Here is an 18946-nt window from a genome sequence, read left to right as displayed (position 1 = left end):
TTAGCGTTTATTTATCAGCATATTAAAGGAGATAAATGATGATTGAATTAGTCGCAATTAAAGTGAATAACATCCATGACCCCCATGGTTATTTAAGTTTACCCATTGATAGCCGAATTAAAAGCCGTTTAAAAGTGACCTTAGATGATGGACGTTGTGGTGGGGTGTTTTTACCACGAGGACATATATTACGTGACGGTCAACAATTATTAAGTCGATGTGGATTAACCATCGAAATAAAAGCCGCACCTGAATCTGTTTCAACGGTTTATTGTCGCGATCCATTATTATTGAGTCGAATTGCTTACCATTTAGGTAACCGTCATGTGCCATTACAAATCACCGAGCAATGGCTACGTTATCAACATGATCATGTGTTAGATCAAATGGTCTTGGGTTTAGGAGGGGAGGTAAAGACAGAAATTGAGCCTTTTGAACCTGAAGGTGGTGCTTATGGCGCAGCGATAACTGAACACCATAATCATTAATATTAATAGGATATTTATTTCAAAAATAAGGATATTAATTATGAAAAATAGCATGTTATATATTGTGATGTTATTTATATCACCTTCAGTGTGGGCGCATAGTGGTCACTATATTGCGCAAAAATTACATACACATTTATTTACGACAGAAGCTGAACATTCTTTTTTGAGTAATAGTCATTTATTAATATTGAGTCTGTTGTTGATTATTGTCATTAGCGGCTCGGTATATGCTTATGTTAAAAAATAAAGCATTACAGCATGAGTCTGTTGCGCAGTATCGATTATTTCAGCTGATTAGCCCATCGTTACCCATTGGTGGTTTTACTTACTCTCAAGGGCTTGAGTGGGCAGTTGAAGCGCAATGGGTTAACTCGCAACAAAGTTTAGTTGACTGGCTGGCGGTGGTGCTTGAACAAAGTATTACCACCTTAGAATTACCCTTGTTGCATCGATATTATCAGGCGGTAATAGCAGAAGATATCAACGCTATTGATCGCTGGAATGATTATTTTCATTCGTGTCGAGAGACCAAAGAATTACGAGCAGAAGAACAACAGCGTGGTCGGGCACTGTTTACATTATTAAAGCAACTCGATGTACTACAAAATATGCCATTACCGTACCAATCGACCCATACCAATCAATTATTAGGGTTAGCGATTGCGGCGGTTTATTGGCATATACCGCTGGATAAATTGTTACAAGGATATATATGGAGTTGGGCGGAAAATATGGTGATGGCAGGGGTTAAGTTAGTGCCATTAGGACAAACTGCGGGGCAACAAACGTTACTACAGTTAACCGAACATTTTCCGTTAGCGTTACAGCAAGCAGAGACAATTAAAGATGATGATATTGGCAGTTATCTTCCCTCAGGTGCGATTGCCAGTAGTCGACATGAAACTCAATATACCCGTTTATTTCGTTCATAATTTGTTATTAAGCTAGGAATAATAATCTTAAGGAGAAGATCATGATGGAGTATAAACAACCATTACGTATTGGTGTCGGTGGTCCTGTTGGCTCAGGGAAAACAGCATTATTAGAAGTATTATGTAAAGCTATTCGCGATAAATTACATATTGCGGTGGTAACCAATGATATTTATACCCAAGAGGATGCCAAGATATTAACGCAAGCCCAAGCGTTAGCCCCTGATAGGATCATTGGGGTTGAAACTGGCGGCTGTCCTCATACTGCTATTCGTGAAGATGCCTCAATGAATTTAGCCGCTGTGGAAGAATTGGCTCAATTGCATCAAAATTTAGACGTGGTGTTTATTGAAAGTGGTGGTGACAATTTAAGTGCCACATTTAGCCCTGAGCTGGCTGATTTGACGATTTATGTTATTGATGTTGCTGAAGGTGAAAAGATCCCGCGTAAAGGTGGGCCGGGGATCACCCGCTCTGATTTATTGGTGATCAATAAAATAGATTTAGCCCCTTATGTTGGCGCATCACTTGAGGTTATGGAAGCGGATACGCAACTAATGCGACCAACCAAACCGTATGTTTTTACTAACCTTAAAAAATCTCAAGGACTGGATACTATTATTGATTTTATTTTGACTCAGGGAATGTTGACATTGAGAACATAAAAAAGAACCCCTTTTAGCTATTCTATATGAAAGAGCTGCTCTATATAAAATAGTTACTCTATATAAAATAAAGGGGTTCGTTATACCGCTTATATTTGATGGTTAATAAATTATGACGTAAGTTTCTTTATTGTCATTAATTCATCTTCGTCATCTTGAGCTAATTGCTCTGCGGTTGCTGGTGGACAACGATCGACAAACCAGCCCATGTAAGACGTTACAATCGTCACGATAATACAGACAAAGCTTAACCACATGAATGGCGCGTAAGAGAAGGTAGCGACACCTAAAATACTCGCCATGTAGATACCATTATCACTCCAAGGCACCATGCCTGAAGTAAGCGTGCCACCAAATTCAGCATTACGTGATAGGTTCTTACGTTGGTAACCTAGACGGTCATAGTTCTTAGCACAAATTTTTGGCGTTAGAATTAATGATACGTACATTGCAGAACCAAAAACGTTACCAAGGAAAGCGGTTGCGATAGTAGAAACAGCAAGGCTACCTGCTGACTTTACTTTGCTTTCAAATAAGCGTGCGATGGTTTGCAGAACGCCGACTTTATCAAGTAAGCCACCAAAACCTAAACCAAAGATAATAACCGCTACTGAACCCAGCATCGATGACATACCACCACGGTTTAGAATCGCATCAATAAATTCAACCCCAGAGCTAATAGAGAATGGAGCCCATGCTGCGTTAATCGCTTTAAGCGGATCCATGCCTTGAACCATAATCGCCCACACAATACCTAACAGTGAGCCAAATGAAATCACAGGGAAAGAAGGTAAACGGAACGCTAATAATACTAGAACAATAATGACAGGAATAAATGATAACGGTGAAATAACAAATTGTTTATCCATTGCCGCAATCACAGAATCTACTTGGGTCATGTCAACGCTACCAGCGTAGTGGAAACCAACGGCAGTAAATAAAATACCAGTGATGACATAACTGATCAGCGCAATGGGCAACATGCCTTTAATGTGTTCCATGATTTCAACGTTAGACATTGAAGAAGCAAGGATCACTGAATCTGATAGTGGTGACATTTTATCACCAAAATAACAACCAGAAAGTACTGCACCAGCTGTCATTGGTGGTGGAATACCAAGACCTTGACCGATACCCATCATTGCAATACCTGCAGTACCTGCAGCTCCCCAAGATGTGCCTGTTGCTAATGCCGTTAATGAACAGATGATCATTGTTGCTAGCAAGAAAATGGAAGGGTGAATCGCTTCAAGACCGTAGTAAATAATAGTTGGAACAATACCGCCAGCAATCCAAGTGCCGACTAGCGAGCCAACAGCTAATAAGATCAGTACTGCGCCTAAGCCGTTAGCAATACCTTTTGTCGCGGCTTTTTCTAGCGATTTGTAATCGTGTCCGAGTTTAATACCTAGTGCAATAATTACAAACCAACCGATATATAACGCCAGTTGGATTGGCAAATTCAATTTTGAGGTAAAAGAGAATGCAAGGGCAAGGAAAATACCAAGGGCAATAATGACTTGCATTACTGAGGGTAGTTTCACTATTGTCTGTTTTTCCATACTTCTAACCTTGTTTTATCGAGCTTGTTGAAATTGGGTCCAACCCAACCAATCAATACTATTTATCATTGGTTTTTAAATCGGATTGAAAAAGACGGCGACTGAAGCGGCGTTACTTTAGCAAATTGATTTATCATCGTGATAAATAATGTTTCTTTCTGTGATCTAAGTCTTTTTGATGCAGATCTTTCGTAAAACACTGACTTTAGTTGTTCTTTTAGTGTTAATTGATGGTTCTTATGTTGTGTTTTATATTTTTTGTAAAGTTGTGGTGTGTCTACTAAAATCTTATAAAAAGTGATGGGTAAAGTATAAAAAGCTACTAATTATAGTAGTTATGAATTATCTACCTGCTTATTCACAGTAGGGGAGACTATCAGGGAAAGGTTTTTTTTTCAAAGTTCTGCCAAGGTTAACCTTTTACTAGCTTGATTGCATAATCAATGGATAAGCTCGTTTAATAACCATTAAATACTGTTTTATAATAATTATTGATTGGTTTTTATGCTTTTTTTGATGCTAATATAAGCGATAATAAAACCTAATGTGGCTGATAAGAAACTCAAATGATAATAAAGCCGTAAAATATGGTTAGGTGTAAAGTACGATATTTTTTTATTTATAATTGAAAATTATGCTTGTTTTTGGTCTCGTAAATCTCTATAGATGGATAAAGAGATTTTAATACCACAGGGAGTGTAGTTGCAAATGATGACAGTAGGTTTAGTGGGTTGGCGTGGCATGGTGGGTTCAGTCTTGATGCAGCGCATGGTCGAAGAAGGTGACTTTGGCGTTATTGACCCGGTCTTTTTTACCACATCACAAGTCGGTTTAGCGGCGCCCAATTTTGGTAAAGATGCAGGTGTACTACAAGATGCGTTTGATATTGAAGCATTAAAGCGACTGGATGTCGTGATCACCTGTCAGGGCGGTAGTTATACTGAAAAAGTGTATCCAGCATTGCGTCAAGCAGGTTGGAAAGGCTATTGGATTGATGCTGCATCAACATTACGCATGCAGCCCGATTCAATCATTACTCTTGATCCAGTTAACTTTGATCAGATTCAGCAAGGTATTCATAGCGGAATTAATACCTATGTGGGGGGTAACTGTACTGTTAGTTTGATGTTAATGGCAGTTGGCGGCTTATATAAAGCGGGTTTGGTTGAGTGGATGACCTCTCAAACTTATCAAGCTGCATCGGGTGCTGGTGCCAAGAATATGCGTGAGTTAATCAGCCAAATGGGCGTGGTTAATGATTCTGTTGCTAGTGAGTTAGCCAATCCAGCGTCGTCAATTTTAGATATTGATCGTAAAGTTGCACAAACACTGCGTTCGGCAGATTTTCCTGCTCAAGAATTTGGCGCACCATTGGCGGGTTCATTAATTCCATGGATTGATGTTAAGCGTGATAATGGTCAAAGCAAAGAAGAGTGGAAGGCATCGGTTGAAACCAATAAAATTTTAGGATTGCAAGATAGCCCGATTCCAATTGATGGTACGTGTGTACGTATTGGTGCAATGCGTTGTCATAGCCAAGCATTAACATTAAAGCTCAAGAAAAATGTTCCGCTAGATGAAGTTGAAGCGATTATTGCATCCCATAATGATTGGGTTAAAGTGATCCCTAATGAGCGTGATATTACAGTACAAGAATTGAGTCCAGCGAAAGTGACAGGAACGTTATCTGTGCCTGTTGGTCGTTTACGTAAACTTGCTATGGGTGATAAATACCTGAATGCGTTTACGGTTGGCGATCAGTTACTTTGGGGGGCAGCAGAGCCGTTACGTCGTACACTACGTATTTTACTAGCAGCAAAAGCCTAATTTTAAATATTAGAGCAATAAAAAAACCCGCTTAAATAAGCGGGTTTTTAGTGTTTTTATTACTGTAAATTAAGCAGCTAGATTTTTAGCAGCGAAGTCCCAGTTAACCAATGCCCAGAATGCAGCCATGTAATCAGGACGAACATTGCGGTAATCGATGTAGTAAGCGTGTTCCCATACATCTACTGTTAGAAGTGGAGTCATTTTTAGACCTTCTTCTGCAATAGGGCAACCCGCGTTTGAAGTGTTAACGATTTCTAATGCGCCATCTTCTGTTTTAACTAACCATGTCCAGCCTGAACCAAAGTTGTTGATTGCAGAATCTGTGAACTTAGCTTTGAATTCTGCGAAAGAACCAAATGCTTTAACAATTGCATCCGCTAATTCGCCAGTTGGCTCGCCGCCGCCATTTGGACTTAGGCAATGCCAGTAGAATGTGTGGTTCCATACTTGAGCTGCGTTGTTGAAAACACCACCAGTAGAAGTCTGTACGATTTCTTCAAGAGATTTTTCAGCAAGGTCAGTACCTTCTACAAGACCGTTTAGCTTAACAACATACGTGTTGTGATGCTTACCGTAATGGTATTCTAGTGTCTCTTGAGAGATATGTGGCTCAAGAGCGTTGATTGCGTACGGTAGAGCTGGTAGTTCAAATGCCATTGCTCAATTCTCCATTTTAATTGTTGTTATTGGGCTTACTGCCCACGACATTACTTCTAGTAGACGTTGGCGCCTACTTATTATTTGAATCTGACCGTTTTATTTTAGCAAGTTTTTAGTTTATTAAAAGCATTAAGCTTAAAAAAATACCCTATACCTCGTTATTCATAAGGTCAATAACCACTTAATAGATATCAATATAACTAAGATTGCGCTTTATTGCTGAAAAGAGCCGCTAAACATAATTTGAAAGTATTTTTATTGGTGACGATAACCAAGTAGAATGGTAGGGTTTATAATAAATGATTATTAGAATCGGACGAGGAAGCTATGGAAACTATCGATAAAATTAAGCAACAAATCGCAGATAACGCTATTTTGTTGTACATGAAAGGCTCTCCAAAATTACCAAGCTGTGGCTTCTCATCACAAGCATCACAAGCGTTAATGAACTGCGGTGAGAAATTTGCGTTTGTAGATATTCTTCAAAATCCAGATATCCGTGCTGAATTACCTATTTATGCACAGTGGCCAACATTCCCACAATTATGGATTGACGGTGAGCTAATTGGTGGTTGTGACATCATTTTGGAAATGTTCCAAAAAGGTGAGTTGCAGACGTTAATTAAAGAGTCAGCTGCACGTAGTGATGCACAAGCTGCTGAGTAAGCTTATCTATTAGTGTGTTATTTAGCGCTTATAAAAAAACCGCCACGTTGACCGTTGGCGGTTTTTTTTGTTTTATCTTAAATGACTGGGGTTATATTTAACTGACAATCACTAAAGGATCATTGATGCTATCCAGCCAAAGGCGATCAATGGCAAATTGTAGTGAATAAACGTTGGTACTACAGAGTCCCAAATATGATCATGTTGTCCATCGGCATTCAAACCCGATGTTGGACCAAGGGTTGAATCAGAGGCAGGTGAACCCGCATCGCCCAGAGCCGCGGCCGTACCGACTATTGCAATAGTCGCCATTGGTGAAAAACCAAAAGAGATACATAAAGGCACATAAATTGTCGCTAGGATGGGAATGGTGGAGAATGATGAACCAATACCCATGGTCACTAATAAACCTACTACTAGCATTAACAATGCAGCCAATGGCTTGTTGTTACCGATAATAGCTTCTAGTGAGTTAACTAAAGTTTCAACGCCACCTGTTGCTTTCATTACTGCTGCAAAACCTGCTGCTGCAATCATAATAAAGCCGATCATTGCCATCATATGCACACCTTGAGTGAACACGTCGTGGGTTTCTTTCCACTTGATAACACCGGTAAAGGTAAACACCATAAAACCGACTAAACCACCGATAATCATTGAGCCACTGTAAAGTTGTGCCCCTAATGCGGCAAAAATTGCGCCGACAGCCACATAAACATGGCGCATATCAATTTCTTTCTTTTCTGGCTCACTCGCTAGGATCTTTTCTTCTGAGTATTCACGAGGTTTACGGTAGCTCACAAAAATAGCAGTTAATAAACCAAACAGCATGCCACAAGCGGGTAAAATCATTGCGATAGGCACTTGGCTTGCAACAACATCTAAACCATTATCGTGTAAGTTTTTAAGCAAAATATTATTGAGGAAAATACCACCAAAACCAATGGGAAGTACCATATAAGGTGTGACTAAACCAAAGGTTAATACACACGCAATTAATCGACGATCAAGTTTAAGTTTTGCAAAAACATGCAATAGCGGTGGAATAACAATTGGAATAAAGGCGATATGGACAGGAATGACGTTCTGAGAAGAAATGGCAAGTAATACTAAAATGATAAGAACGCTATATTTAACACCTGTCGCAGCCGCGATATTTTCGTGGCCGCTAATGCGCTTAATAACTTTTTGAGCAAGGACATCAGTAATGCCTGATCGCGAAATAGCGACGGCAAAAGCACCTAACATGGCATAGCTTAATGCAGTTGTTGCACCGCCACCTAAGCCACCTTCAAAGGCAGAAACAGCATCGGTAAGGGATAATCCTCCGATGAGGCCACCGACAATGGCACTAAATGTAAGAGCAACCACGACATTGACTCGCATTAAAGCGAGTACCAGCATGATGCATACGGCGATAATTACAGGATTCATAAAAAGGGATGTTCCATCTATAGTTTATGTTTACGATATTGCTTCGTTTTTTAGGGCATTTATAGCGACTGAAACAACAGATTTAATTATTATTATGAGACGTTGATCTCATATATCACAGTGTGCTTGATTTTCAGTATTTGTCGAGAAAAAAATATACGCAGTACAAATGTATGATTTTCGGTGTGTAAATTGTTATATGTTATTGTTTTTAAAAAGAAATAAAAGCGAGCAAAATGCTCGCTTTTATAATGTGATATTTTTTTTAATAAAATATTAAGGTGTTGTTGTGAGAACACTTTTATTGGTAACGATTAAGTTTTTACCGTTGTTCTCTGTAAAAGAGGCTATTCCTAGTTGCATTTCTTTTGTTACCGCGGCATTAGAGTGTGGTGAGAGTAGTGATGAGTGATCACCGGCTTTAAATAATAATGCGCTACGTATTACTGGATGACTGATTGATTGAGTGGTGATAACCAGCTGTAGACCACTAATTAAAGGGGTTGTGCCCGCAAAAGGTGAGTATGGTTGAGCAATGTTGGTTCCAGTAACGGTTGCACCTAGCGTGACAGCGTTTGGAATGGTTGCATCGTCTTTTACCTGCGCCAGATATACCGCGATGTTTGAATTTATTAATGGTGCGTGGTTGGTTGGATCAATGGTATCTAGCACCGTTTGGGCTGCATACCCAAAATTATTAAAGGTAGAATACATTGCTGTGAGTATCGCGAGTGATGTTGGATCGCCTTGTGTGATCAAATTACTTTGATAAGTGTTAAAACAAACCTCCGCGGCGAGTGACTGTTGCTGACAAAAAGCATTAAACGTTTCATTGGTTGTTGCCATTAAATTACCCTTAACAAAATCCCCAAAGCTGCCAGAGTTAAGCAATAAATAAGGAATTTCACCGCCAGGGTTAGCTAATGCCAGTGCATTGATATTAAACAATACAGCGTCTGTTTGAGGTTGGCTTACTGGACGATTGACAAGGTTTGCCACACTAACACCCGTAATAGCCCCTAAAGAGTGGCCAATAAAGCTAACCCCTTGCGTTGGATCGAGGGTTTTTAAATTGCCTAGGCTACCTATTGCTGTGGTATCACCCGTTGCAATAGTGGCAAATATTTGTCCAATTGCTGCTCGTAATCCAATGATGTCACTTGTGCTTTGGCGTAGATTGTCTCTTGCGACAGTGAGCGTTGATAAATTTAAATAGTATTCAGGGTGGCCGTTACTGGCACTGCCATCAATACCTTTGATTGTTCGGCTGCCATGTAATGGATGATCGATGGCAAAAATAGCTTGGCAATTATCACCAATAATATTATCTGCCAGTGCTAATACGCTGTCTTTGGTGCTGGTAATACCGTGTAAATAAATATTAGTGCCGTTTTTTCCTATCTTGTCGCATTTAGGATCTATCGGAAGAACGAGCGTGTAATCAATATATTGTACTGATTGTAATTTGGGTAATGGACTAAAGCGGGTGATCAATCGCTGTGGATCAAGTTGTTCACCATTGGCTAATATCAGTGTTGCACCTGCTAGTGTGGTCAATAATCGACGTTGTATGTCAGCATCACTGCTCGCCGCTGCAATATCGGTCGGGGTGACATTCAGTATGGCTAATTGCTCAATGATTGCTGCTTTATCAGCATCGCTGCCTGTGGTTAATATTGAACTAATAATAGCTAAACTTGGCATGCCACTTTGCCAAGGTGTTATAACAAAACCTGCGGCAGTATTATTTAAGAAATAGGGCAGTGCTACTGTACCTGTATAGATTTCACCTTTTGCTTGTGGTGTGGTTGTTTTGCTATCAGTAAGGTTAGCAAACGTAAACAGACTGCGTAGGTCAGAAGCGGTGACGTCATCGCTAACAGCACTGCCTTGCCACACTGTTTTTGCGCCGTGTTGTAATGCTAATGCAGTGGCTGCTTTGACGGCATAAACGGCATCACCGACTGAAGCGGTTGTAAACCAACTAGAGAACATAATACTGTTTTTGTCAACACCCGCTTTAACAAATTCAGCTTCTGTGGCGTGGGTAATATTTTGGGCGGGAAGTAGGGCTGCAACAGGAGCGGGTGCATTAGCTTTTAATACCGCATAGCTGTTGCTCATGCCGACACTATCACCGTTACTGTCTTTAAGGTCATTAGTAATCGCAAACATATAATGACTGGCTGGTTTTAGCGGCTTTAACAACATAACAGTCAGGGTAGTACCTGATGCTGAGAGCGTAAAATCGCCCTTTTCTTGAGTGAGTTTAATCGGTTCTGTGGTATCGGTACTATTGGTAGGATCGTTAGATTCAATTAAATAAAAGCCATTAGCGATAGTGGTACTATCAAGGTTAACGCCAACAAATTGCAGTTGTAGTGGTTGGCTTGTACTCCAACCATCAGTGTGTCCCATGGCGACTAATGGATCGCTGAGATCATTGGGATCTGCTGCTGCGAGTTCGGTATTTAAGGTGCCATCGCGACTGTCCATTAATAAATAAGTGGGTTGGACGAGGACAGGGTTTTGTGGATCAGTGATTAAATCAAAGTTAATTTTAGTGGCGGCGTTGATGTTATCGGTAATACTTGGATCTAGCGTTGGTGCTCCCTCAAGTTTATTGTCACCACCACAGCCCATTAGCCCTAAACTTGTTGTTAGTATCGTTAAAATATACTTGTTCATATATTTCCTTATTAAATGTTGTTATGTATAGCGGCTAAAAGGTGTAGTTAAGTTGTGCAGCCCCAATATAGGCAACACTACTGGCAGTAAAACGTTGTTTATTTTCAATAAAGTCACTTTCTTTGCCATAGATATAACTAATACCAAGATCAATGCTTAATTGAGGACTATGTTGGTAGGTTGCGCCAGCTGAATACCAAAATCGGTCAGTATCAGGAATACTCAATGTGGCTTTACCACCTTGTTCATCGTAGGCAAACCCTGCGCGTAATATCACGCTAGGATTGAGGGTATATGTGGTACCAATAGACCATCGAAATGCATCACTATAGTCTTCATCTTTTAGTAAGCAGATACCCGGCATTTGACCATTTAAATTACATTGCTCATTGGTGGCGCGTAATTCCTTAAATAAGCTCCATTGAGTCCAGAAAATACTGTAATGAACGGCAATTTGATGATTAAGCTGATGAAAACCTGAGAATTCAGCAGTGGCAGGTAGGACAACTGGAAGTTTACCTTTAATCGTGTTACCCCGATTGGCACTACCTAATACTAATCCAGAGTAATCAGTAAAATCGCCTTCAAAATCAAGATCAACTTTAGAACGGTAGGCAAGGCCAAAACGATTGTTATCGTCTAATTGATAGAAAGCTCCAATATTCCATCCCCAACTCCACGTGTCACCTTCCATGTTAATGGTTTTATCACTAGGCTTAATCGCGGGATAGAAAGGTAACGCATTCTGACCATAATGACGATAAAGTTCAGCCTTGGCATAAACAGCATTGAGACCTACACCAAGGCTTAATTGGTGATTAACTTTGTAAGCAACACTTGGATTTAAGTTCATTGCAACGAGTGAGGTTTTACCTGCGGATGTGCCATCATAAAAATCAGCGGGATAATCTGTAGTAACGCCATAGCCTGAAAATAAGGCAAGCCCCCAAGAAAGACGATCATTAAGCGGTTGAACAAAATAACTGGCAGGAACAAAAGCAGTAGGAGCAACATTTTTTGCAGTTTGGACACCGTTAGGCGCATCATACGCAATCACATCAACATCGGGCATGACGATACTGCCGACGACTGACACTGTCATGGTGCTAAATTGAGTCATTGCTGCTGGGTTACGAGAGATCACGGCAGCATTATCAGCAATGGCTGCCTCCCCAGCAAAAGCACGACCTAAGCCTGATGCTGATTGTTCTGATACTTGAAAACCGGCACTAAAAGCTGAACTACTGGTAAGGGCTGTGCAAAGAACAAGGGAAAGATAACGTATATTTACGGACATTATTCTGCCTCTCTGTTGTCGTTATTTCATTTTTTATTCATCCATGAGGAAAAACAAAACGCATTACAGATCAAGTATAAGAGCAATGTTAATTAATTGTTAAATTATTGGGATTTATTTATGCTGGTGGTTAGCTAGGAGTATTTGTGACAGGTATAAAAAAACCCATGCAAGGATGGGTTTAATAGAAAGGGCAGATAATGAGCGTTATTCTGTTTCAGTTTCTTCTGCTGATGGCGTGAAGAGTGGCCAGCCGCCAAGTTGTTTCCACTTATTAACGATTTTGCAAAATAATTCAGCAGTACGTTCTGTATCGTATAGTGCTGAGTGTGCTTCTTTGTTATCAAATGGAATTTCAGCGGTCTGACAGGCTTTAGCCAATACTGTTTGTCCAAAGGCTAAACCACTTAATGCAGCGGTATCAAATGTTGCAAAAGGGTGGAATGGGTTGCGTTTTAGTTTAGCGCGCTCTGATGCTGCCATTACAAAGCTATGATCAAACGTCGCATTATGTGCCACCATAATTGCACGTGTGCAGTCAGTGTGTTTTTGTTCTTTTCTTATCTGCTTATAAATTTCTTTAAGTGCAACTTCTTCTGATACCGCACCACGTAATGGGCTAAATGGGTCACGAATACCATTAAATTCCAATGCTTCTTTATGCAAGATCGCGCCTTCAAAAGGAGCAACATGGAAATGAATGGTCGTTGCCGGTTTTAGCCAACCATCTTCATCCATTTGTAAAGTGACAGCACAAATTTCTAATAAGGCATCTGTTTTTGAATTAAAACCTGCTGTTTCAACGTCAATGACGACAGGAAAGTAGCCGCGAAAGCGACTTTTTAGGGTATTAAATTGGTTATCTTGGCTCATAGCACTGCTGTCAAAATAATAGAATCAGATATTATGGCAGATTAATGCGCTAATTTCATTGCTGTTAGGCTTTCGAAAGTATGATTTGATAAGGTGATAATTCTATAAATAAGAGAAGGCTAAAGCTCACAGCATTAATGCCGATATAGAAGCATTAATGATGTTATCGCCATTGTATTATTTTCTTTTAGTTTGGTTATAAAATGAATTCAATTGAATTATTAACAGCTTGGTTGCGAATTGGATTAGTTGTGGGTGTGTTTTTTTCAATGCCGATGGCTGTGGCTAAAAACTATTTGGCACAGCCGAGCCAATCTCAGTGGCAAATAACAGTTGATACCCCTTTAGAGTGTCGTCTTAATCATGTTATTCCGGGTTACGGGAATGCGCAATTTTCAGCTCTTTCTAGTAAAACAATGAATCTTCACTTTGAATTGAAGATGAATCGTCAATTAGGGGCGACCCGTAATGTTAAATTAACCTCAATGCCGCCATCATGGATGCCTGGTGATGCTGCACATGCGATGGTTAATCTGAAATTTTTTAAACAATTTGATGGTTATATTGAAGGAAATACGGCATGGCAAATGTTGGCTGAATTAGAAGATGGACGTAACCCTACTTTCAATTATAAAAGTTGGCCGACACAACAACAGCGCCAGTTAGAAGTTGGTTTGTCTGCGGTGAATTTTAATAAATCATATCAACTATTTAGCCAATGCTTAAATAACCTAATGCCATTTAGCTTTGATGATATTGCTTTTACTATTTTACATTATAATCATGACAGTGATGAACTGAATAATATGTCTCAAAAGCGATTAGCACAAATTGCAGATTATGTGCGTTACTCCGATGATATCGATTTAGTGCTGGTGGCGGCATACAGTGATTCAGCACAAGGTACGGTTGAAGGGCAGCGTTTATCTGAGCAACGAGCAGATAAAATTGAAGGCTATTTTAAAGCATTAGGTTTACCTGACAATCGAATCCAAGTCGAAGCACATGGCAAACGACGACCGATTGCGGATAACTCAACCCCTGTTGGTCGTCATCAAAACCGCCGAGTGGTTATTTCGTTAGGGCGTAGTGCCGTTTGAGTTATTCATTATCAGAATGTTAATCCTCCGTTGACATAGCTTGTTGATCACACCTTTATGATGGTGGTGTTAATCATTGAATAAGGATTTTGGTATGAATAAGCGTATATTAACTGGCATTGTGATCATTGCCGCAGCCATTATTGGCATCAAAATGTTTACCACCACGGTTGAAAATGTAGCAACAGATACGACCAAAGATGTACTCAATAATGTCGTTAAAGCGAATTTAAAACCAGTTGTAGCAGCGATTAAAAATCAACAATTGTGTCAATCCGGTGCAGATACTCAATTACAGGCTCTTGGACATGAAGGCCAACCTTTAGCGCGCAGTATGGCTTATATTGCATTAGCGCAAGAAAGTTATTTGCAAGGTGATAATCAAAAAGCACTGGTAGAATTACAGCAATCATTGGATGCTAGTGGTAAAAAAATATCACCTCAACAACGGGACCAATTACTAAAGGGATTAGCAAAAGGTGCTGAAGAGTTAGCGGCTAAGCGTAAACAAAATGGTTTTAATCGTAACTGCCAATCATTGTAATGAGGTGTTATTTTTAATAAAAAAGGAGCATCGAGGTGCTCCTTTTTGTATTTTAACTATATGATATATATGTTTTTATTAACAACACACCATTGATTTTAGGTGCAAGGTGTTGATAAATAATCTTGGATCGGCAATCTTATTCAACATTGATTGTGTCGGTAGGCAATCGTCATCGACGTAGTCGACATAATCCGCTGCTGAATCAAAAATCAAAATATCCAACGCCAAACGATCTAATCCGTATAAACCTCGGTGGATCATATCGGCAGAAAATACCAACAAGTCACCTGCCGCTAACGCAATTTGTTTACCGCCGGAGATACTATCATTACTGACTTTGCCATTCACTTCTTGGCGAACGTTGTACTCTTCTTCATTATCCCATCGTTTGTGTGTTCCGGGGATGATCTCCATGCCGGGCTCATCAAATAAGGGGATGCGAAGATGTAATACTTGTGTTTCTAGTATGACTTTCATTTGGTCTTCAATATCATAGTCATATTGACAGTCACGGTGCCAGAAGTCTTTTTGTCGCGGATTTACTGGGTTGAAGAACAGCTGTGTATTCATGAATGCAGGATTTTCTGGTATTACCGCATCGACGACATTCATGATTTTTTTGGAACTGATAAAGTCAAAAAGTATCGTTCTGTCGTCGACAGGTAAATATTCGCTTCCCGTGATTAAAGACGAGTTAAACGCTTCTTCTTGATAGAACTCTTTGTTGTCTGCTTTCCATAATTCATGGAATTTCAAGACTACTTTTCTAAGCGATGAGATTTGAGCTTCATCGAAATAATTTCTAATAACAAAGTAACCCTGTTCGTTGTAACTGTTACTTAATTGTTGGCTATTTTCTACCACGGACTACCTTCACACTTTTTATACCGTTTACTGACCACGGCATTCTTGGGCGCATGATGCCAGACCTGTATCGTTCAACCAAGTATTTAATCCGTGTATTGAAGATTCGTGTTTGAGGTGATATTCCTAAGTATTATCGACAATCTCTTGTCGTCCTGGAAATTCACATAAGTCTTCAATAATACAACTACCGCAACGGGGTTTACGTGCAATACAGGTATAGCGCCCATGTAAAATAAGCCAGTGATGGACATCAACCTTGAATGCTGCGGGTACGACTTTTAGCAGCTTTTCTTCTACTTGTTCAACATTTTTACCCATCGCAAATTTAGTGCGATTACACACGCGAAAAATATGGGTATCAACAGCAATTGTCGGCCAACCAAAGGCTGTGTTTAGCACGACGTTGGCAGTTTTACGACCGACACCGGGTAGGGCTTCTAACGCTTCGCGATCTTCTGGGATTTCGCTGTTATGTTTATCGAGCAAAATACGGCAGGTTTTGATGACATTTTCAGCTTTAGAATTAAATAAGCCAATGGTTTTTATATATTGTTTAACGCCATCAACCCCAAGATCAAAGATAGCTTGCGGCGTATTGGCGATAGGGTAAAGCTTAGCTGTTGCCTTATTGACACTAACATCCGTCGCTTGTGCTGATAGTAAAACCGAGATTAATAGCTCAAACGGTGTTGTCCAATGAAGTTCTGTTTGTGGGTGTGGGTTTTCAGCTTGTAATCGTTCTAATATCTGAACCCGTTTTTGATTATTCATGGTCTTTCCTGACGAGATATAATGCCAATATCACCATTATTATTAAGGGTGAGCACCGATGGGTAATATTGACAGCATTGATTATATTTATGGGGATAGCAATAGTAAAAACTGGCCCGCAAGCCAGTCTTATTATTGGTCAGTGACGAGTACCGTATTATTTAGCATCGGTAATACGCGCACGTTCAACTTTCGGTGGTTGCTGTTTCTCTAACACCGATTGTTTGTCTGCTTTGTATTTATCAATAATATTTTTAAGTGCAATCATAAAGCCAACACCAAGAAAGGCACCAGGCGGTAACATTGCAAGTAAAAAGCTACTGTCAAAATGAAAAATTTGAATATGCAGTACTGATGCCCAGTTACCTAATAAGCGGTTAGCCCCATCAAATAACGAACCTTTACTTAAAATCTCACGCATTGCACCGAGTAAAAATAGGGCTGATGTCATACCAAGCCCCATCCATAAACCGTCTAATACGGCAGGTAATGGTTTGTTTTTAGACGCAAAAGCTTCAGCGCGACCGATAATAATACAGTTAGTTACGATCAAAGGAATGAAGATACCTAAAGACTTATATAAGCCATAAACATAAGCATTCATCAATAACTGTACGCAAGTTACCAGTGACGCAATGATCATCACGAACACAGGAATACGGATTTCTGACGGGACTAATTTTCTAATGACTGAAATAGTAAAATTAGACATCACCAATACCATGGTAGTGGCAAGCCCTAATCCGAGCGCATTGGTCGCGGTTGATGACACCGCGAGTAATGGACATAAACCTAACAGCTGTACTACTGTTGGGTTGTTGTACCATAAGCCATTTTTCATCAACTCTTTATAAGATGTTGTCATAATTATTCACTCGGACAGTCTAGTGGCTGGCTCAGAATTTGCTGCTGATTATTTTGCCAGTACAACGAGATATTTTTTACCGCTTTTACAACAGCACGTGGGGTAATGGTTGCCCCTGTAAATTGATCAAATTCACCGCCATCTTTGCGAACATGGAATTTAGGATCGTTTGCACCATTAACCCGCTTACCTGTGAAACTATAGATCCAGTCACTGACGGACGTTTCAATTTTATCACCCAGCCCCGGTGTTTCATGTTGCTCTAAAATACGCACACCGGTTATAACGCCTTTAGTATCAAGCCCAACAATCAGTTTAATCGCACCGCTATAACCATCAGGTGCAATACCTTCAATAGCAATGCCTGTCGGCTTACCATCTTGAGTCGCGATATAAGCAGGCATAGCAGTTTTAGTGCCGATATATTGCTGATTTTTAACTAAAGTACAACTCTTATAGAGTAGGTTATTATGGCTCGCAACGGGAATAACTTGGTTTAAAGTATCCAGTAATTGCTGCTGTTGCTGCTGAAAAATACGATCAGCAGTGAAATAGTGAGTAAGAGAAACTAATGCTGTTGATAACAAAGCAAAAACAGCCAAAATCAGACCATTTTTTTTCATAGATTTAAACATGGGCATGCTCATTATTAGTGTCCATAAGTGCGTGGGCGTGTGTAGTAATCAATAATCGGTACACACAAGTTAGCCAATAGCACAGCAAAAGCGACACCATCAGGGAAGCCGCCCCAAGTACGAATGAGGTAGATCATTACGCCAATAAAAGCACCAAAGATCAGTCGACCTTTTACCGTTGTTGATGCTGTTACAGGATCCGTTGCAATAAAAAATGCACCAAGCATGGTTGCGCCAGAGAACATATGTAATAACGGTGAGGCTGCAACGCTTGGGTCGATGACATAGATAATGCTACTAATAACGAATAATGACGTTAGCATTGCAACAGGGATATGCCATTGAATAACGCGTAATTTAAGTAACAATAACCCGCCTAATAAGAAGCCGATATTAACCCACTCCCAACCAATACCTGCCAGCGTACCATACACAGGTTGTTTCATTGCTTCTGCAATCGTCATGCCTGTTTTTAATGATGTTTTTAGCGTATCTAATGGGGTTGCCATCGTGTAGCCATCGACTGACATTTTTAATTGTTGAACACTAAAACCATCAGGTGTAAAACCAGTAAAAATCGCCGATAGACTGTCCATAAAAGTGACGGGATTGGCACTTAATGATATTGGTGGTAACCATGTTGTCATTTGGACAGGGAAGGAAATCAGTAATACCACATAAGCAACCATCGCAGGGTTAAACAGGTTCTGACCCATGCCACCATAAAGGTGTTTAGCAATTACGATAGCAAAGAATACGCCGATCACCGTGATCCACCATGGTGCTAGTGGTGGAATTGAAATACCAATTAAGACACCTGTTAAGAGGGCAGTATTATCACGTAGATAAGGCGCTAATGGTCGTTGACGTAATTTGAGCACAATTGCTTCAAAGGTAATCGCACAGATTGAGGCGAAAACAATTTGGATCAATGTACCCAAACCAAAAAAGTAGCATTGAGCAATAACACCAAAAATCGCACATAAAATAACAGTACGCATGATGGCACTTGTGCTGCGGCGGTTATGTGCATGGGGTGAGCTGGCAATATTAAAAGCCACGA

19 protein-coding genes are annotated in these 18946 nt (G+C 40.0%); 8 read left to right on the top strand and 11 right to left on the bottom strand.

The window, feature by feature from the left end; genetic code table 11:
• Positions 1 to 38 precede the first annotated feature (38 nt).
• Genes ureE through ureG form a run of 4 tightly spaced genes read left to right on the top strand, consistent with a single transcriptional unit; the run spans position 39 to position 2088 of the window.
• Positions 39 to 488, top strand: a complete 450-nt coding sequence (gene ureE, locus BTO21_RS07800; RefSeq protein ID WP_045027773.1) for an urease accessory protein UreE — start codon at positions 39 to 41, stop codon at positions 486 to 488.
• 40 nt (positions 489 to 528) lie between these two features.
• On the top strand, positions 529 to 738 hold the full coding sequence (locus tag BTO21_RS07795; protein ID WP_045027775.1) for a hypothetical protein: 210 nt from the start codon (positions 529 to 531) through the stop codon (positions 736 to 738).
• Positions 725 to 1423, top strand: a complete 699-nt coding sequence (locus BTO21_RS07790) for an urease accessory protein UreF (RefSeq protein ID WP_045027777.1) — start codon at positions 725 to 727, stop codon at positions 1421 to 1423. Before BTO21_RS07795 ends, BTO21_RS07790 begins: the two co-directional genes overlap by 14 nt.
• A 41-nt stretch (positions 1424 to 1464) precedes the next feature.
• A complete protein-coding gene (ureG, locus tag BTO21_RS07785) occupies positions 1465 to 2088 on the top strand; it encodes an urease accessory protein UreG (RefSeq protein WP_045027778.1) in 624 nt (207 codons plus the stop codon).
• Between the two features lie 110 nt (positions 2089 to 2198).
• On the opposite strand, the gene nhaC is transcribed toward ureG, so the two are convergent.
• A complete protein-coding gene (gene nhaC / locus BTO21_RS07780; protein WP_045027780.1) occupies positions 2199 to 3650 on the bottom strand; it encodes a Na+/H+ antiporter NhaC in 1452 nt (483 codons plus the stop codon).
• A gap of 711 nt (positions 3651 to 4361) precedes the next feature.
• Here nhaC and asd point away from each other — a divergent pair.
• Entirely contained in the window at positions 4362 to 5477 is a 1116-nt protein-coding gene (gene asd, locus BTO21_RS07775; protein ID WP_105026829.1) for an aspartate-semialdehyde dehydrogenase, read from the top strand.
• 69 nt (positions 5478 to 5546) lie between these two features.
• On the opposite strand, the gene sodB is transcribed toward asd, so the two are convergent.
• Positions 5547 to 6137, bottom strand: coding sequence for a superoxide dismutase [Fe] (sodB, locus tag BTO21_RS07770; RefSeq protein WP_045027784.1), 591 nt, complete (start codon positions 6135 to 6137; stop codon positions 5547 to 5549).
• A 330-nt stretch (positions 6138 to 6467) separates the two neighbouring features.
• Between sodB and BTO21_RS07765 the strand changes: the two genes are divergently transcribed.
• Positions 6468 to 6806, top strand: coding sequence for a Grx4 family monothiol glutaredoxin (locus tag BTO21_RS07765; RefSeq protein WP_045027785.1), 339 nt, complete (start codon positions 6468 to 6470; stop codon positions 6804 to 6806).
• A gap of 111 nt (positions 6807 to 6917) precedes the next feature.
• Here the strand turns inward: BTO21_RS07765 and BTO21_RS07760 are convergent, their stop codons facing one another.
• The 4 genes from BTO21_RS07760 to rnt form a co-directional block, all read right to left on the bottom strand.
• Entirely contained in the window at positions 6918 to 8240 is a 1323-nt protein-coding gene (locus tag BTO21_RS07760) for a Na+/H+ antiporter family protein (RefSeq protein ID WP_045027786.1), read from the bottom strand.
• Positions 8241 to 8516: 276 nt separating this feature from the next.
• Positions 8517 to 10928, bottom strand: coding sequence for a VolA/Pla-1 family phospholipase (locus BTO21_RS07755; protein WP_045027787.1), 2412 nt, complete (start codon positions 10926 to 10928; stop codon positions 8517 to 8519).
• Between the two features lie 34 nt (positions 10929 to 10962).
• Positions 10963 to 12225: an outer membrane protein transport protein gene (locus BTO21_RS07750; protein ID WP_045027788.1), complete on the bottom strand. Its 1263-nt coding sequence runs from the start codon at positions 12223 to 12225 to the stop codon at positions 10963 to 10965.
• Positions 12226 to 12432: 207 nt separating this feature from the next.
• Positions 12433 to 13098, bottom strand: a complete 666-nt coding sequence (rnt, locus tag BTO21_RS07745) for a ribonuclease T (RefSeq protein ID WP_045027789.1) — start codon at positions 13096 to 13098, stop codon at positions 12433 to 12435.
• Between the two features lie 203 nt (positions 13099 to 13301).
• Here rnt and motY point away from each other — a divergent pair, with 203 nt between their 5' ends.
• Both motY and BTO21_RS07735 read left to right on the top strand, forming a co-directional pair.
• Positions 13302 to 14198 carry a flagellar protein MotY gene (gene motY, locus BTO21_RS07740; protein ID WP_045027790.1) on the top strand — a complete coding sequence of 299 codons (897 nt, stop codon included), beginning with the start codon at positions 13302 to 13304 and terminating at the stop codon, positions 14196 to 14198.
• Positions 14199 to 14292: 94 nt separating this feature from the next.
• The gene (locus BTO21_RS07735; protein WP_045027792.1) at positions 14293 to 14742 is read left to right on the top strand and encodes a hypothetical protein; all 450 of its coding nucleotides are present in this window, start codon (positions 14293 to 14295) and stop codon (positions 14740 to 14742) included.
• 78 nt (positions 14743 to 14820) lie between these two features.
• On the opposite strand, the gene BTO21_RS07730 is transcribed toward BTO21_RS07735, so the two are convergent.
• The 5 genes from BTO21_RS07730 to rsxD all read right to left on the bottom strand — a co-directional run bounded on the left by BTO21_RS07730 (position 14821) and on the right by rsxD (position 18944).
• Positions 14821 to 15609 carry a phytanoyl-CoA dioxygenase family protein gene (locus tag BTO21_RS07730; protein ID WP_045027793.1) on the bottom strand — a complete coding sequence of 263 codons (789 nt, stop codon included), beginning with the start codon at positions 15607 to 15609 and terminating at the stop codon, positions 14821 to 14823.
• A 126-nt stretch (positions 15610 to 15735) separates the two neighbouring features.
• Positions 15736 to 16383: an endonuclease III gene (gene nth / locus BTO21_RS07725; RefSeq protein ID WP_045027795.1), complete on the bottom strand. Its 648-nt coding sequence runs from the start codon at positions 16381 to 16383 to the stop codon at positions 15736 to 15738.
• Positions 16384 to 16540: 157 nt separating this feature from the next.
• Positions 16541 to 17248: an electron transport complex subunit E gene (locus BTO21_RS07720; protein WP_045027797.1), complete on the bottom strand. Its 708-nt coding sequence runs from the start codon at positions 17246 to 17248 to the stop codon at positions 16541 to 16543.
• Between the two features lie 2 nt (positions 17249 to 17250).
• Positions 17251 to 17883, bottom strand: coding sequence for an electron transport complex subunit RsxG (gene rsxG, locus BTO21_RS07715; RefSeq protein WP_045027867.1), 633 nt, complete (start codon positions 17881 to 17883; stop codon positions 17251 to 17253).
• Positions 17884 to 17897: 14 nt separating this feature from the next.
• Positions 17898 to 18944, bottom strand: a complete 1047-nt coding sequence (rsxD, locus tag BTO21_RS07710; protein ID WP_045027799.1) for an electron transport complex subunit RsxD — start codon at positions 18942 to 18944, stop codon at positions 17898 to 17900.
• Between the last annotated feature and the right edge of the window lie 2 nt (positions 18945 to 18946).

The sequence above is a fragment of the Photobacterium phosphoreum genome (genome assembly GCF_002954725.1).
In the GTDB taxonomy this organism is placed as follows: Bacteria; Pseudomonadota; Gammaproteobacteria; order Enterobacterales; family Vibrionaceae; genus Photobacterium; species Photobacterium phosphoreum.
The sequence above is the reverse complement of the archived record's forward strand: the minus strand, read 5'-3'. Positions and strand labels throughout refer to the sequence as shown.

Coding starts and splice junctions, on each gene's coding strand:
- ureE (WP_045027773.1), top strand. CDS start 39: ATGATTGAATTAGTCGCAATTAAAGTGAATAACATCCATGACCCCCAT.
- BTO21_RS07795 (WP_045027775.1), top strand. CDS start 529: ATGAAAAATAGCATGTTATATATTGTGATGTTATTTATATCACCTTCA.
- BTO21_RS07790 (WP_045027777.1), top strand. CDS start 725: ATGTTAAAAAATAAAGCATTACAGCATGAGTCTGTTGCGCAGTATCGA.
- ureG (WP_045027778.1), top strand. CDS start 1,465: ATGATGGAGTATAAACAACCATTACGTATTGGTGTCGGTGGTCCTGTT.
- nhaC (WP_045027780.1), bottom strand. CDS start 3,650: ATGGAAAAACAGACAATAGTGAAACTACCCTCAGTAATGCAAGTCATT.
- asd (WP_105026829.1), top strand. CDS start 4,362: ATGACAGTAGGTTTAGTGGGTTGGCGTGGCATGGTGGGTTCAGTCTTG.
- sodB (WP_045027784.1), bottom strand. CDS start 6,137: ATGGCATTTGAACTACCAGCTCTACCGTACGCAATCAACGCTCTTGAG.
- BTO21_RS07765 (WP_045027785.1), top strand. CDS start 6,468: ATGGAAACTATCGATAAAATTAAGCAACAAATCGCAGATAACGCTATT.
- BTO21_RS07760 (WP_045027786.1), bottom strand. CDS start 8,240: ATGAATCCTGTAATTATCGCCGTATGCATCATGCTGGTACTCGCTTTA.
- BTO21_RS07755 (WP_045027787.1), bottom strand. CDS start 10,928: ATGAACAAGTATATTTTAACGATACTAACAACAAGTTTAGGGCTAATG.
- BTO21_RS07750 (WP_045027788.1), bottom strand. CDS start 12,225: ATGTCCGTAAATATACGTTATCTTTCCCTTGTTCTTTGCACAGCCCTT.
- rnt (WP_045027789.1), bottom strand. CDS start 13,098: ATGAGCCAAGATAACCAATTTAATACCCTAAAAAGTCGCTTTCGCGGC.
- motY (WP_045027790.1), top strand. CDS start 13,302: ATGAATTCAATTGAATTATTAACAGCTTGGTTGCGAATTGGATTAGTT.
- BTO21_RS07735 (WP_045027792.1), top strand. CDS start 14,293: ATGAATAAGCGTATATTAACTGGCATTGTGATCATTGCCGCAGCCATT.
- nth (WP_045027795.1), bottom strand. CDS start 16,383: ATGAATAATCAAAAACGGGTTCAGATATTAGAACGATTACAAGCTGAA.
- BTO21_RS07720 (WP_045027797.1), bottom strand. CDS start 17,248: ATGACAACATCTTATAAAGAGTTGATGAAAAATGGCTTATGGTACAAC.
- rsxG (WP_045027867.1), bottom strand. CDS start 17,883: ATGTTTAAATCTATGAAAAAAAATGGTCTGATTTTGGCTGTTTTTGCT.